General features: G+C 27.5%; 17 protein-coding genes and 1 pseudogene. 7 read left to right on the top strand and 11 right to left on the bottom strand.

Annotated elements, in window-relative coordinates; all coding sequences use genetic code 11:
- The first annotated feature begins 57 nt into the window (after positions 1-57).
- Positions 58-1,134, top strand: a complete 1,077-nt coding sequence (gene flhB, locus L8X97_RS07975; protein WP_133319972.1) for a flagellar biosynthesis protein FlhB — start codon at positions 58-60, stop codon at positions 1,132-1,134.
- Here the strand turns inward: flhB and L8X97_RS07970 are convergent.
- Positions 1,126-1,905, bottom strand: coding sequence for a sulfite exporter TauE/SafE family protein (locus tag L8X97_RS07970; RefSeq protein ID WP_133319971.1), 780 nt, complete (start codon positions 1,903-1,905; stop codon positions 1,126-1,128). The genes flhB and L8X97_RS07970 overlap by 9 nt on opposite strands.
- 111 nt (positions 1,906-2,016) lie before the next feature.
- On the opposite strand from L8X97_RS07970, the gene L8X97_RS07965 reads away from it, so the two are divergent.
- Genes L8X97_RS07965 through L8X97_RS07955 form a run of 3 tightly spaced genes read left to right on the top strand, consistent with a single transcriptional unit; the run spans position 2,017 to position 4,500 of the window.
- On the top strand, positions 2,017-3,153 hold the full coding sequence (locus L8X97_RS07965) for an N-acetyl sugar amidotransferase (protein WP_263663031.1): 1,137 nt from the start codon (positions 2,017-2,019) through the stop codon (positions 3,151-3,153).
- Positions 3,150-3,761 carry an imidazole glycerol phosphate synthase subunit HisH gene (gene hisH / locus L8X97_RS07960; RefSeq protein WP_133319969.1) on the top strand — a complete coding sequence of 204 codons (612 nt, stop codon included), beginning with the start codon at positions 3,150-3,152 and terminating at the stop codon, positions 3,759-3,761. Before L8X97_RS07965 ends, hisH begins: the two co-directional genes overlap by 4 nt.
- A 1-nt stretch (position 3,762) precedes the next feature.
- The gene (locus tag L8X97_RS07955) at positions 3,763-4,500 is read left to right on the top strand and encodes a HisA/HisF-related TIM barrel protein (protein ID WP_263663030.1); all 738 of its coding nucleotides are present in this window, start codon (positions 3,763-3,765) and stop codon (positions 4,498-4,500) included.
- Here L8X97_RS07955 and pseH (L8X97_RS07950) read toward each other — a convergent pair.
- From pseH (L8X97_RS07950) to pseF, 9 genes are read right to left on the bottom strand one after another with little or no spacing between them, the layout of a single operon-like run.
- Positions 4,468-4,932, bottom strand: coding sequence for a UDP-4-amino-4,6-dideoxy-N-acetyl-beta-L-altrosamine N-acetyltransferase (pseH, locus tag L8X97_RS07950; protein ID WP_263659983.1), 465 nt, complete (start codon positions 4,930-4,932; stop codon positions 4,468-4,470). The genes L8X97_RS07955 and pseH (L8X97_RS07950) overlap by 33 nt on opposite strands.
- Positions 4,929-5,597: a PIG-L deacetylase family protein gene (locus tag L8X97_RS07945; protein WP_258108357.1), complete on the bottom strand. Its 669-nt coding sequence runs from the start codon at positions 5,595-5,597 to the stop codon at positions 4,929-4,931. The genes pseH (L8X97_RS07950) and L8X97_RS07945 overlap by 4 nt, the downstream gene beginning before the upstream one ends.
- The gene (locus L8X97_RS07940) at positions 5,587-6,273 is read right to left on the bottom strand and encodes a methionyl-tRNA formyltransferase (protein ID WP_258108356.1); all 687 of its coding nucleotides are present in this window, start codon (positions 6,271-6,273) and stop codon (positions 5,587-5,589) included. Before L8X97_RS07940 ends, L8X97_RS07945 begins: the two co-directional genes overlap by 11 nt.
- Positions 6,270-6,773 carry a UDP-4-amino-4,6-dideoxy-N-acetyl-beta-L-altrosamine N-acetyltransferase gene (pseH, locus tag L8X97_RS07935; protein ID WP_263663029.1) on the bottom strand — a complete coding sequence of 168 codons (504 nt, stop codon included), beginning with the start codon at positions 6,771-6,773 and terminating at the stop codon, positions 6,270-6,272. The genes L8X97_RS07940 and pseH (L8X97_RS07935) overlap by 4 nt, the downstream gene beginning before the upstream one ends.
- Complete coding sequence (gene pseG / locus L8X97_RS07930) at positions 6,770-7,594, bottom strand: UDP-2,4-diacetamido-2,4,6-trideoxy-beta-L-altropyranose hydrolase (RefSeq protein WP_263660812.1); 825 nt, start codon at positions 7,592-7,594, stop codon at positions 6,770-6,772. Before pseG ends, pseH (L8X97_RS07935) begins: the two co-directional genes overlap by 4 nt.
- Positions 7,591-8,304 carry a WbqC family protein gene (locus L8X97_RS07925; protein WP_263659986.1) on the bottom strand — a complete coding sequence of 238 codons (714 nt, stop codon included), beginning with the start codon at positions 8,302-8,304 and terminating at the stop codon, positions 7,591-7,593. Before L8X97_RS07925 ends, pseG begins: the two co-directional genes overlap by 4 nt.
- Positions 8,301-8,975, bottom strand: coding sequence for a class I SAM-dependent methyltransferase (locus tag L8X97_RS07920; protein WP_263663028.1), 675 nt, complete (start codon positions 8,973-8,975; stop codon positions 8,301-8,303). The genes L8X97_RS07925 and L8X97_RS07920 overlap by 4 nt, the downstream gene beginning before the upstream one ends.
- A gap of 2 nt (positions 8,976-8,977) precedes the next feature.
- Positions 8,978-9,664: a class I SAM-dependent methyltransferase gene (locus L8X97_RS07915; RefSeq protein WP_263663027.1), complete on the bottom strand. Its 687-nt coding sequence runs from the start codon at positions 9,662-9,664 to the stop codon at positions 8,978-8,980.
- Positions 9,655-10,356, bottom strand: coding sequence for a pseudaminic acid cytidylyltransferase (gene pseF, locus L8X97_RS07910; RefSeq protein ID WP_263659988.1), 702 nt, complete (start codon positions 10,354-10,356; stop codon positions 9,655-9,657). Before pseF ends, L8X97_RS07915 begins: the two co-directional genes overlap by 10 nt.
- A 62-nt stretch (positions 10,357-10,418) precedes the next feature.
- Here pseF and L8X97_RS08455 point away from each other — a divergent pair.
- The 3 genes and pseudogenes from L8X97_RS08455 to L8X97_RS07895 all read left to right on the top strand — a co-directional run bounded on the left by L8X97_RS08455 (position 10,419) and on the right by L8X97_RS07895 (position 14,024).
- Positions 10,419-11,629 (top strand): annotated as a pseudogene (locus L8X97_RS08455) (DUF2920 family protein).
- A gap of 90 nt (positions 11,630-11,719) precedes the next feature.
- Positions 11,720-12,931, top strand: a complete 1,212-nt coding sequence (locus L8X97_RS07900; protein WP_263663026.1) for a DUF2920 family protein — start codon at positions 11,720-11,722, stop codon at positions 12,929-12,931.
- A 49-nt stretch (positions 12,932-12,980) separates the two neighbouring features.
- The gene (locus L8X97_RS07895; protein ID WP_263661752.1) at positions 12,981-14,024 is read left to right on the top strand and encodes an acyl carrier protein; all 1,044 of its coding nucleotides are present in this window, start codon (positions 12,981-12,983) and stop codon (positions 14,022-14,024) included.
- Positions 14,025-14,044: 20 nt separating this feature from the next.
- Here L8X97_RS07895 and L8X97_RS07890 read toward each other — a convergent pair whose 3' ends face one another.
- On the bottom strand, positions 14,045-14,269 hold the full coding sequence (locus L8X97_RS07890; protein WP_087698989.1) for an acyl carrier protein: 225 nt from the start codon (positions 14,267-14,269) through the stop codon (positions 14,045-14,047).
- Positions 14,270-14,390: the final 121 nt, after the last annotated feature.

Here is a 14,390-nt window from a genome sequence, read left to right as displayed (position 1 = left end):
TTAGCAGATACTTGATAAAATGCTATAATCTTGCTTTAAATTTTTTAAAGGTTTTTTATGGCTGCTGATGATCAAGAGAAAACAGAAGAACCCACATCCAAGAAAATAGAAGATGCGCGACAAGAAGGAAATGTCCCAAAAAGCCAAGATGCATCTGCTGTGGCTGTACTTATTATAGCTGTGGTTGTGGTGTTGTTTATGATGCCTTTTATAGGTGAGAGAATTAGCGGTTTATATCGTTTTTATCAAAGTTTTATAGGTATTGAAATTGATTTAAAGATTTTACAAAAAATCATTATAAAAACTATGATAGAGATGTTTATTATGGTATTGCCCATTACTTTAGTAATTATGGTTGCGGGTGTGCTTGGAAATCTAATGCAGTTTGGTTTTATTTTTACTACTAAGCCCATTACTCCAAATTTTAATAAAATTAATCCTATTAATGGGCTTAAAAATCTTTTTTCTTTAAAAAAGATTATTGAAGCTTTGAAAATTATACTTAAAGTCGGTGTTGTATTTGGTATAGCTTTTGTTTTTTTATTGCAATTTATGAAAGAACTTCCTAGAGTAGAACTTTATACGATTTATCCACAACTTTTATGGCTTAGGGATAAAGCTATTATACTTGCAGCTATTGTTATCATAGCTTTTTTGATTATAGGGCTTTTAGATGTACTTTTGGTAAGGTATCAATACTTTAAAAACTTACGCATGAGTAAGCAAGAAGTTAAAGATGAATTTAAACAAAGCGAGGGAGATCCTTTGGTAAAAGGAAGAATTCGTCGTTTGCAAATGGAAGCAGCAAGGCGTAGAATGGTGCAAGATGTTGCTAGTGCTGATGTTGTGATTACTAACCCTACCCACTATGCGGTTGCTTTGCGTTATGATAGTTCCAAAGAAGCTGCACCAAAAGTTTTAGCTAAGGGAGTGGATTTTTTAGCTTTGCGTATTAAAGATATGGCATATGAATACAATGTTATGATTTATGAAAATCCTCCTTTAGCTAGAGAACTTTATAAAGCTTGCGAGGTAAATGATCTTATTCCACCAGAGCTTTTTAAAGCAGTGGCAGAGGTTTTAAGCTTTGTTTATACTTCCAATAGACAAAAATTTGCCGATAGATTAAAATAAATTTAGCTTTTTAATTAAACTTATAATAGTCATAGTTATAGAAAGGGTGTAAATACCTAAAAGTGCTATGCGGTGGGATTTAAGATTGATTTTTTCCATGATTTTTATACCAAGATAAACTCCTAGCATAGAGCTAAATCCTACTAAGCTTCCATTTTGTAACACTTCTTTATCAATGATGTCATTATATACAAAAGAACTAATTCCTGAAATTGAAGCAAATATTACAAAAAATAAACTAAGTGGCACTACTTTTTTAGTATCATAGCCTAAAAAATAAGCTAAAATAGGGGTAATTAAAAGCCCACCACCAATTCCTAAAGATATAGCAAAAATTCCTGTAAATACGCCACAAATTAGCAAAATAGAATTTTTTAAGATATTAGAGTGGTTAATGTTTCCAATGGTGCTTTTTTGATTAAAAGCAAATTTTAAAAAGAATACAATACTCACGCATAGAAAAATACTTGTTAAGGTTATATCTGAAAAATACGAGAGTAAAAGCCCGCTAAACATCGCACCTAAAAAGCCTCCAAAGCCTATGATAAGTCCATCTTTTAAGATTAAATTTTTCTTTTTATAGTTTAAATAGGAACCAAAAATAGAAGCAAAAATCATTTGTACAACAGAAATTGCAACAGCATGATGAGAGCTAAGTCCTAAAGTAAGCATGAAAGGAACGATAATCATACCACCACCTATGCCAAAAACCCCTGAAGCCATACCTGAAAAAATTCCTATAATCATATAAGGAAGTAAAGTTAAATCCATAATTTATAAACCTTTAAATAAAAAATATTGTAACAAAATAAAATTTATTTATCTTTAGAAAATATAATCATAGTCGATTTATGATGATTATAAAGATTTTTTGGAGTTAATATGAAATTTTGTAAAAAATGCGTTATGCCAGATACTAAACCTGATTTGCATTTTAATGATGAGGGAATTTGTGATGCGTGTTGCTCGCAAGAAGCTAAAAATCATGAGATAAATTGGCAAGAGCGTGAAAAAGAATTTCTAGAACTCGTGAAAAAATATAAGAAACATCCTGTGTATGATTGTGTGATAGGAGTAAGTGGTGGTAAGGATTCTACCTTTCAAGTTTTAAAATGTCTTGAACTTGGACTTAATCCTTTGTGTGTTTGTTTTGAACCAAGTATTCCTACTAAAATAGGTAAAAAAAATTTAAAAAATTTAAACAATCTTGGTGTTGATTTAATCCATATCAAAAGAAATCCTTTGGTGTATAAAAAATTGGCCCGCGAAGCTTTTATAAGAACGGGTGATAATGAATGGCAAAACCATTTGGGGATTTTTACATGTGTTCCAAAAGTAGCTGTTGCTTTTGGTATTCCTTTGATTATTTGGGGGGAAAGTCCGCAGATTGAGTATGGTGGGCCAGCTAGCTCTAAAGAAAAAAACACTTTAGGTAGAGAGTGGCTTGAAGAATTTGGCGGACTTTTGGGTAATAGAATTTCTGATATGATTGGTGTTGATGGTATTAGAGAAAAGGATTTATATTTTTATACTTATTCAAGTGATGAAGAGCTTCAAAGAGTAGGAGTTACAGGGTTATTTTTGGGATATTATTTTAAATGGGATTATAAGTATAATTTAAAAATATCTAAAGAAAATGGCTTTAAAACTAGTACAAAACCAGTTGAAACTACTTATGAGAATTTTGAAAATTTAGATTGTTATTCAAATCATGTGCATGATTATTTAAAATACTGCAAATATGGTTTTGGAAGAGCTACGGATAATGCGTGCTTGGATATAAGACTTGGCTATATTAGCCGTGAAGAGGGCGTGAGACTTGTAAATAAATATGATGGAAAGCCACCTAAAAAGGCTATTAAGAAGTATTTGGAATTTAGTGGTTTTAGTGAAAAAGAATTTGAAAAAATTGTCGATTCTTATACTAATAAAAAGATATTTAAACGCGATGAAAATGGTAAATTCTTAAGAGATAGTGATGGATCATTGATAAAAAAAGATGAGTTTGTTTTGAAATGATTTGTATTGTTGATTATCATCTTGGAAATTTTAAATCTGTTTTGAAAGCTTTTGAAAAACTTAATCAAGAAGTGATTATAAGTTCTAAAAAAGAAGATATAAAAAATGCCTCTAAATTAGTTTTACCAGGCGTTGGATCTTTTAAACAAGGTATGGAAAATTTAAAAAAACTTGCACTAGATGAGCTTTTAAAAGAATGTGTTTTAAAAGATAAAAAGCCTATTTTGGGGATTTGTCTTGGTATGCAACTTTTTGCTAGTAAGGGATATGAAGGCGGAGAGTGCGAAGGGCTTGATTTTATAAAAGCAAAGGTTTTGAAATTTGATTTAAGTAAAGAAAAATTATTGCATAGTGGTTGGGATGATTTACAATTTAGTGATAAAAAAAGCAAGCTATTTGATGGAATTTTAGAAAAAAGTGATTTTTATTTTGTGCATTCTTATTATGTAGAGTGTTTAGAAAGTGTGGAAACTTCTTTTTGTGAGTATGAAAAACCTTTTTGTGCAAGTTTTGAAAAAGATAATATTTTTGCTGTGCAATTTCACCCTGAAAAAAGCCAAAATGTAGGTTTGAAACTTTTGGAAAATTTTGCAAATTTAAAGGCCTAGTATGCTTAAAACAAGAATTATACCTTGCGTGTTATTAAAAGATCATCAGCTTGTAAAAAGTATCAATTTTTCTTCTTTTAGAACTATAGGGCATGTAATAAGCACAGCTAGGATATATAATGCTAGAAATGTTGATGAGCTTATAGTTTTGGATATCAATAAAAATAGTGTTATAGATTTTGAAAGCTTAGAAGATATAGCTAATGAGTGTTTTATGCCTTTAACCATTGGAGGTGGGATTAAAACTTTAGAAGATATTAGAAAAGTATTAGATATAGGTGCTGATAAAATTAGTATTAATTCTATGGCTTTGCAAGATCCAGATTTTGTCAAAAAGGTGGCAAATACTTTTGGAAGTTCTTGTGTAGTATGCTCGATTGATGTAAAAAAAGACAAAAATAAATTTAAAGTTTTTAATAATGAAATTTTAGATATTGATCCGCTAGAACTTGCATTAAAATACGAATCTTTAGGAGCAGGGGAGATACTTTTAACAAGTGTTGATAAAGAAGGAAGTTCTTTGGGGTATGATTGGGAATTACTAGAGTATTTCAAAGGTAAATTAAAAATTCCACTCATTATCAATGGAGGACTTTCTAAACCTCAAGATGGGGTAAAAGCCATACAACTTGGTGCAAATGCATTAGCTGGTGCTTATATATTTCATTTTAGTCAATATACTCCAAATGATGTTAAAAATGAGCTTTTAAAAAATGATATCCCCGTGAGGATTGTTTAAATTTACAAAATAAAAATTATTATCTTCTTTAATAACTTCAAAACCATGTTTTAAATATAAATTCAAAGCTTTTGTATTTTCTTTGAAAACACATGCGTTTAAAGTTTGAACTTTTAAAACATTGAAAGCATAGTTTTTAACTTCTTGCATTAAAAGCTCACCTACGCCTTTTTTTATACCATAAAGCCCAAATTCACAGGATAATTTTATGATATTATTAAAATATATTACTCCCAGTTTCTCGTTATTTTTTATCAACAAAAAATATTTTTTATTTTTGTTTTTGTTTAGTTCTTTTAAAAATATTAAGTGATTTTTATAATTTATATTTTTTGTTTTCATAAATTTAGAGATATTTGGAGAATTTCTTATATAAAAAATTTCCTTTTTTTCTTCTTTTGTAAGATTAGTAAAATTTTTATAAAAAATCACTTTATAACCTTTACACTTTTAAACACTTCAGCATATTGAAGACCAACTCTCATTCCTTGGTATTGTGCATTTATTTTTATTCCCTCTAAGCTTCTTGGATGGGGATAATTTCTTAGTTCTGATTGATAAAAAGACATAGCTTTTAGCTTCAAATCAAGCGTCTCACTAATATCAAAAAATACATCAGGTTGAAAGCTTAATGGATAGTTCCATTCTGTACTCGAAAGAATTTCAAAACTATAAATTTCTTTAACACTTTCTTCTTGTAGAGATCTTGTAGCAGTAATTGTTGCTTTGTATGTAATTTGATGGTCTATATTGAGATCTTTTTCATAATGTGTGAAAATTATATTTGGTTTAATTTCATTTTTAACTTCTTCTATGCTCTTGACTATTTCTAATAATGGTATTTTATCAAAAGCATTATCAGGAAAAAACTTTCTAAAAACTTTTTTAATGCCTAAAAGATTATTTGCTTTAAATAACTCATCTTCTAAAATTTCTTGTTCATTTTCACTATTTATCTCTCTGCTTGTTTTACCTTCTCCAAGTATTAAAGTATAAGCTTCATATCCTTGTTGAATATATTTTGCTATAGTTCCAAAGCATCCTAAAACTTCATCATCTGGGTGAGCTGCTATAATTAAAATTTTGTTATTTTTCATAAAATATTACCTCTGCTTTTATTTTATTATTGTGTTTTTTTGCGTTTTGAAAAACCATTTTTATATTTTCAAATTCCAAAAAAGCTTTTGGATAATCAATGGCATCAAGCATGCGTATAAAATCATATATTTTTATCAAATTTGGATTTTCGAGTGTATTGATATTACTTTGTTCTTTTGTTCTTCTTTTGAAAATTACTACTTTCCCTTTTTGTATGCGAGGGTTGATTTTTGTATGTAAAATTCTTGGTATTAGTTTAAAGAATATGATTTTTGAGATTTTTTCATAAATTCGTTGCGCATTTGAAATTTTAAAACTAATATTGTGTTTTAGATATATTTCTCCACCATCTAATGTATCACAAGCTTTTAAAGCACAAATTTTGCTTTTATATACCCCTCTTATGATTAAATTTTGTAAAGGTGAACCTCCTCTTCCAAATGGTAAATTTCCAAGGTGGAAAATAATACATTGATAGTTATTGTAAATTTCTTGAGGTATATAGAAAGACCAATGCGGGAAGAATATATAATCTGGGTTTATTTTTGTTATTTTTTCTAAAGTAAGATCGTCTTTTTTTGTTATGAGGTAAAAAGTATATGTTTTATATAATTCTTTTAGTTTATAAAAATTATTAATATTGTGCTCTCTAAGAGTTGCTATGATTATATTCAAACTGCAACTCCATATATTTGATTAAATATATTTAAGTTGTTACCCCCCCCCATGTATGCAAAAGACAAATTTACAAAATAAAAATTATTATCTTCTTTAATAACTTCAAAACCATGTTTTAAATATAAATTCAAAGCTTTTGTATTTTCTTTGAAAACACATGCGTTTAAAGTTTGAACTTTTAAAACATTGAAAGCATAGTTTTTAACTTCTTGCATTAAAAGCTCACCTACGCCTTTTTTTATACCATAAAGCCCAAATTCACAAGAAAGTTTAGTAATATTGATAAAATCAATCACGCCTATGATATTTTTATCATCATATACTAAAAAATATTTTTTAGTTGCGTTTGTTTTTAAGCTAGATAAAAAGTTTAAATGTTCTTCTAGGCTAATATTTTGCGTTTTCATAAATTTAGCAATGCTTTCATCGTTACGCCATTTTAAAACAAGCTTAATTTCTTCTTGAGTCAAATGGATAAAATCTTTTAAAATTATCATATAAAATTCTCCACTTCATAGCCTTTTTTAGCAAGCCATGTTGCAAGTTTTTCTTGATTTTTAGCATAAGCTATGGCTTTAAAATTTGCTTTTAAAATTAAAGCTTCATTTACCAATGAACTTGCGCTAATGATGAGTTTTTTGCTTTCATTCATCAATCTTGCAAGATTAGATTGGTCAATGAGAATTTGTATATTAGGGTTTTTTTGGCTTAATTTTCGAAGCGAGTTTAGATGAGAATTTGCTTTTGTAGTAGCTATGATGATAGTTTTGTTTTTGTTAAGTTTGTTTGCTATATCAAAGGAAATATTTTTTGGATCACTTCCTCCTATACAGATAAAATAATCATAAATTTTTTCTCTTTTTATCTTGCTTTCTTCATAAAACTCATCGCGTATTAGAGCATAGGAAAAACCACATCTTAATTCACAATATTTTGGCACTAAATTCTCATAATCACTTTCTTTAGCATAAGCATTAACATTTAGTAAAATGTCACAAAAATGTTCTTTTATCTCATCATCAAAACTTAGAATTTTAACCCCTGTTTCTAGCTTGATGAGTTTTTCATCATCTGCAGTAATTTCATAATGATCAATAATCAAAAGATCAAATTTTTCTTTTTTGATGAGATTGATTAGCTCATATACACTAGCACTTGTTAGCTCATATACAGGATAAGGAATTTCATCTATCAAAGAACCTTCTAGAGCTAAACATGCAAAAGATACATCATGATATTGCTTAGCTAACAAAAGATCTCTTTTGATATGTCCGTGTCCTATGGTGCTAGAACTATCACTTCTAAAAAGAACTTTCATGTATTATGCTCGTTAATTTTGATACATTCTTGAAATTTTGCACAAGGCTCTTTTTCATTAAATAAAAAATCTAAAATTCCTAAATAAGCTATAAAATTTGCACCCAATTGAGTATAGGTTGGATGGATAAAATCAAAATATTCAATTTTTATATTTGCATTTTTAAAAATTTCTTTTGCTGTTTCTTTTTCAAGATAGTTTTTTGAACCTTCTGGGGAAAGGTAATGATCAGCTTTTAGTATTTGGCAAATTTCAAGTAGTAATTTTTCTTTTTTTTCATTTTTTAAATTTAAAGAAGAGCTTTGCAAAATGGGTGTTTTGATGCTCAAATGCTCGCAGTAAATTCTGATTAGCTCCATGTTAAATTGTACTAAATGTGTATGTTTAAATAAGACTTTTTCTAAGATATTGTAGTATTTATTAAAATTAATACTTTTAGAGTAGGCATGATGAATAGTTTTTAAAAATTTAATTTTCCATTTATCATCTTTATCAAATAATATATCCTGAAGTAATGTTTTTTGTGACGCTTTTTGTAAATTTAATCCCAATAAAAAGGTTTTATCTTGTAGTTTAATTTTATTTCTATTTTGCCATGATCTGCGTTCAAATTGCACATTATCCAAAAAGACAAAAGTATCAACGCTTTGTATCATATATATATAGCCAAGCCATGGATTAAAGGTTGGCTGCATGATAGCTATTTTCACTTAATTTTTCCATAAATTACAATATCGCTATCATTAACTAATCTTTCATCTTCTCCCATGATATTGGTATTTTCATAAGTAAGTACTTTAAAATCATATAAATTTAAATATTCTTTTAAAATTTCTACAAGTTCGTATTCTTGATATAGAGTATTAATACATCCAAGCTCTCCTGTAGTATTATCATTTGTGATTTTAAAACAATTATGAGCTATTTTTTCTCCATAACCATATCTATAATCTTTTATGCTTCTTGTTCTTAAAAAAAACAAAGCATTTTCTTTATACATAGAATTTTCTTTAGAAATTTTTAATAATTTTAAAAAATCTTCTTTCAATAGATAGTTAATCACATTGGGAATCATAAAAATATCTGCATTAATATTTGGATTTTTTAAAGGAAAATCTAAGATATTATCATGAAAAAACTGATAGTTTTTACATTGAATTATTTCTTTGAAGTTATAATTAGCATTGCTGATACTTTCTTTGCTTAAGTCAACTCCGATACACTCATAATCATAATTTGCAAATAAAGAGAGATTGTTGCCATTAGAACAGGCAAATTCTAAAACTTTTTGGTTGCTTTTTTGATGCAGTTCTTGTTTGAAAAAAAATTTAATCACGGCTAAATCTGGAAATTTTAAGCCTTTTAAATTTTTTAAATACATTTTTACTCCTTAGTGATTTTTCCATATATAATTATATCGCTATCTTTGATATAAACTTTATTTTTTATATTAATATTTTCACTTGTGATAACTTCAAAATCATATAAATTTAAATTTTCTTTTAAAATTTCCACAAGTTCATGTTCTTGGTATGCTGTGCAAAGACAATTTTTTTCGCCACTAAATTCATCATAGCTTAAAATAAAACTATCATTTTTTAATTTTTCTCCAAGCCCATAGCGATGATCTTTAATACTTCTTGCTCTTAAGAAAAAGTGAGCATACCCCCCCCCATTTGCTTGATAAAGATTATTTTGTTTTGCACTTTGTAGTAAATTTTTAAATTCATCTTTAGTAATGTAATTAATAACATTAGGTATTAAAAATACATCTGCATTTATATTTTGATGATTTTTAGCAAAATCAAGCATATTTTCATTAAAAAAACTTGCCTTTTGATAATGCATAATTTCTTTAAAATTATAAATAGCGTTTTCATGATTTTGTTTGCTAAGTTCTACACCGATACACGCATAATTATAATTTGCAAATAAAGAAAGATTATTGCCATTATGAGAAGCAAATTCTAAAACTTTTGCATTTTTTAAAGCATCAAGTTTGTTTTTAAAAAACCATCTTACAAGTTCCATATCAGGATATTTAAAACCTTTGATTTTATTTATAAACATTTGTTTCTTTCATGGAATTGATACAATATTTTAGCAAATTCTAAGTCTTCAAAAGTGTCAATATCGCAAATTTTATTTCTTGGAAGTAAAAAAGCTTTAGAATGAGATTTAAACATAAAATCTTCTTCTAGCCACGCTTCTTTTTTGCCAAAGTAAAATGCACCACCATCATGGTAAGCTTTAGTAAGATCTTGTGAGCGTTTATCGTAATTTGACTCATCAAACATATAAACTTTATTTTGATCATCAAGGTAAAAACCTCTTTGTATGGGATATTCAAACTCGCAAGCTGAAAATAAAAATTTACATTCTTCTTGACTAAATTGTTCAAAAGCTTCTTTTAAGATAAACTCATCTATAAGTGGAGCAGTTGCGTATAAGCAACACACATTTTCATAGATTTTACTTTGTTTTTCTAGAGTGATGATGGCATCTTGGATTACAGCGGTTGAACTTGCATAATCATCACTTAGTTCTTTTTTACGCACAAAAGGAGCCTTAGCACCATACTTTAAAGCCACTTCTATGATCTCATAATCATCACTTGAAATAATTACATCATCAAAAATACCCGAATTTAAAGCACTTTCTATGCTATAAGCAATCAATGGTTTTCCCAAAAAATCAATAATATTTTTTCTAGGAATACGCTTAGAACCACCGCGTGCAGGGATAATACAAAGATTTTTCATGATTTCTCTTTAAATTTATAAAAAAGTAAGTATAATTGAATTTTTATTTTAAAAGGCTTAACATGCTCATAAATCAAACTTATTTTATAGACTCTTGTGATGATGTAGAATTAAATATAAAAAGAGAAAGTAAATTAGAATATAGAATTACTTATGATGATAGTAAGCAAATGGAAGCTATTGTTTTTATCATAGGTGGATTTGGGGCAAATGCTAATATATCTTTTTTAGATTTTGATAGAGAATATCTTGCTAAAAAATTTAATATTATTGTTGTAAATGTTTTTTATCATTGCTTTAGTGCTAGACCTTCTATAGATGAGAAATATAATCCGATTTTTATGCCAAATGAAAAAGATTGGGAAAGTTTTTGTAAAATAGCAAAAATTTGTGATATGGAAATTTATGACCATGAAAAAAGCAATTTTAAAAATTGTATAAGAAAACTTGATGAAAGATCTAAACAAATAAAACATGAAGGAAGACTGAAAAAAGATTTTTTGATAAATCTTTCTTGTGATTTTGTATTGCCAAATAACGAATATCAAAATTATGGAATTATGGCAGCTATTGATCATATCAATGCTTTAAAAGATATAATGAAAAATTATCCTCAATTTAAATCTTTACCTAAAATTTACGGGGGGGGTCATACGGAGGTTATTTAGCACTAATGTGTGCTAAAATAGCTCCTTGGTATGTAGATGGAGTGATAGATAATTCAGGAGTGACATTGCCTCATTTACCTCATTTGTTAGGTAGAGAAAGTGAGTGTGGTGAATTTGCTATTAGAGGTGATAATTATATTTTATTATGTTTTGTAAAAAAATACTGGACTAGAGATGAAAGCTCTCCGTATTTTTTAAGTGATGATAATTATATGATAAGGGTTCTTTTAAACTCAAAGCATCTAAGTTTGCAAAATGAAAAAAATCAAAATACAATATTTATCAGTTATCATAGCGCAAAAGATGAGGGAGCTCCAGTGGAACATAAGAGTAATTTTTATGAATTTTGCAAACAACTTGGATTTGATACAACTTTGCATATTGTTAAAGATGAGAATGATGTAGATGGTAGATATATAAAGAGCTTAGAGCATGGTTTGAGAATGACAGATAGGGCTTTATTTAAAAAAGAATTACCTATATTGCTTGAAAAACTAAAAAATAAAACATTTAATATGAGAGAAAATAGCATATCTTATCCTTGTAAAGATAAGATATTTACTTTTAAAGATTTTAAAGATCGATTTGAGCTTAAAATTATGTAATCTTAAGTATATTTAATTGTAGAAATATTCTTTTATTAATAATATTATTGTTTTAGGTATAATATAAAAAATGTAAATATAAGGCTTAACATGCTCATAAATCAAACTTATTTCATAGACTCTTGTGATGATGTAGAATTAAATATAAAAAGAGAAAGTAAATTAGAATATAGAATTACTTATGATGATAGTAAGCAAATGAAAGCTATTGTTTTTATCATAGGTGGATATGGAGCAAATGCTCATATGACTTTTGTTGATTTCAATAGGAAGTTTTTGGCTCAAAAATATAATGTTATAGCTGTAAGTGTTTTGTATCATTGTTTTTGTCAAAGAAGATCAGATGTAGAAAAATATAGTGCAACTACTGCATTTATAGAAGAAGATTTACCTAGTTTAAAACTTGTATTAGAACAATTTAATATCAATACCAATGCTTTAAATATTTATACTGCTTGGGAATACTATGAGCTTTTGGATAGAACTATAGATGAATTAAAAGATAAGAAGATGTTAATTCAGCCTTATAGGGCACATTTTAATGCTACTTTTATTCCTCCAAATAACGAATATCAAAATTATGGAATTATGGCAGCTATTGATCATATCAATGCTTTAAAAGATATAATGAAAAATTATCCTCAATTTAAATCTTTACCTAAAATTTACGGGGGAGGGTCATACGGAGGTTATTTAGCACTAATGTGTGCTAAAATAGCTCCTTGGTATGTAGATGGAGTGATAGATAATTCAGGCGGAGCTTTGCCTCCATTTACATATTTTTTAGGAAAAGAATTTGATAAAGAAGATAGTGTATTTTACGATCCAAATACTATTGTACATTGTCAAGTAAAAACTCATTGGACACGCAAAAACCCAAACTCACCTTATTATTTTGCTGATGAAAATTATTTAATAAGAGCTTTACTTAATAAAGATCATTTGATCTTACAAGCTCAAAAGAATAAAAATATTATTTATACAAGTTATCATAGTGCTAAAGATGTTTTGGTGTCTTTTGAGCATAAAAGTCAATTATTGCAAATTTATCAATTTTTAGGCTATCAAGTTAATTTTAATATAATTGATGAAAAAAATATAGATGGTAAATATATAAAAGATTCAGCGCATGGAGGTGGAATTTCTGATAAGACATTATTTAATAAAGAATTACCTATTATGCTTGAAAAATTAAAAGATAAAACATTTAGTATGAAAAAAGATAGTATATCTTATCCTTGTAAAAATAAAGTTTTTACCTTTAAAGATAAGGGTAATAAATTTATATTGGAAATTATGTGATTTTGATATAATTACTAGATATAGATTTTTAAAATATGAAAAGGAAAAAATGACAGCGTATATTAGTATAGGAACAACCAATAGTGGCAATCAAGAAAGACAAGGCTTTTTAATGCAAAATGAAAATAAACTTTTGCAACAAGGTTATATCTATCCAAAATCTCTTAGAATGGCAAATAGACATTGGGTTTTAGTCGATATAGTTTTAGAGCTTATAAAAAAAGATAAATTAAGTCAAAATCCATTGGACGATTTAGAAGATGTGCGTTTGATTAAGGCTGTTGAGAATTTCAAAATAGAGGCCACAATACATAAAGATAAGAAATTTATATTTTCTGCAGAAGGGATAGTTTGGGATTTTTCTACTAAAAGACATATAGAAATTCTTAAAAGTGTTTTAAATGCTTTAGGATTTGATGAAATTTATGAAATTATTTACTTTAGAGATACTCTTGGATATTTAAATTCTCATTGTTCTCAAGATATTAAAAATAATATGGGGTTTTATAGTGCTGATTTTAAGCCTGATGAGCATCCTAGAAAATATATATTTGATTATAAGTGGATTTGTGAGAGCCATATAGAAGTATTTGGTGAAAAAAGTTTAATAGTGAGACTTTTGAAGGAAGAATATGTTGGCGGAACATTACTTAAAGATTTTGTATATCATTTAGGTTTAGAATGGGATGATGAATTTTCATTAAAGCAAAATAAAAATGAAAGTTTTAATCTTTTAGGTATGGAGCTTCAAGGAAGACTTATAAAAAAAGATTTGCATGGGCAAAACATAAATTCTTTACTTTATACGGCTAGAAAAATTTTTGAAGGTGCTAATGAGGATAGGTTGAAATTTAGAGTGCAAAAAGAAATAGCAAAAGCTTATGTTGATTATTATGCTCCTTCACTTGAGTGGGTTAGAGCTAAGTATTTTCCACACAGAAAAAGTTTATTTGAGCCGATTAATTGGGATGAGTATGAAGAAAATCCAACCTTAACCCAAACCAAAGAAAGTGATTGGGATAAAATAGCTGATTTTATAGCAGAAATTATTGTGTCTAAAAATAAAATTATCCAGTCTTTAAAAAGTAATTAACGCAATGTTTTAACATTGCGTTAATTATATGCTTTTTCTAGCATATTTTTGATACTTTGAAAATCTTCAAAATTTTCAGGACTTATAAATTCAGCATTGAGACTTTTTCCATAGTGTTTTTCAATTTCAGCTACTAAAGCCATAATATCAATACTATCTATAATGTCTTCACTTACTAAATTTTGCATTGTTTCATCAATATCGGTTCTCTCTATGTTCATAAAAAACTTTTTAATATTTTGCATATTTATCCTTTTTTTGTTTAAAATAATAATGATTATTATATCTTATTAATATTGAATTTTATAAGAATTTGATAATATATTATCTTTATTAATTTGAGAAAGTTTTAAATGATTGCAAGTG

This window comes from Campylobacter sp. CNRCH_2013_0671h (genome assembly GCF_025773055.1).
GTDB lineage: Bacteria > Campylobacterota > Campylobacteria > Campylobacterales > Campylobacteraceae > Campylobacter_D > Campylobacter_D lari_D.
This window is presented reverse-complemented; position numbering and strand designations above follow the sequence as displayed.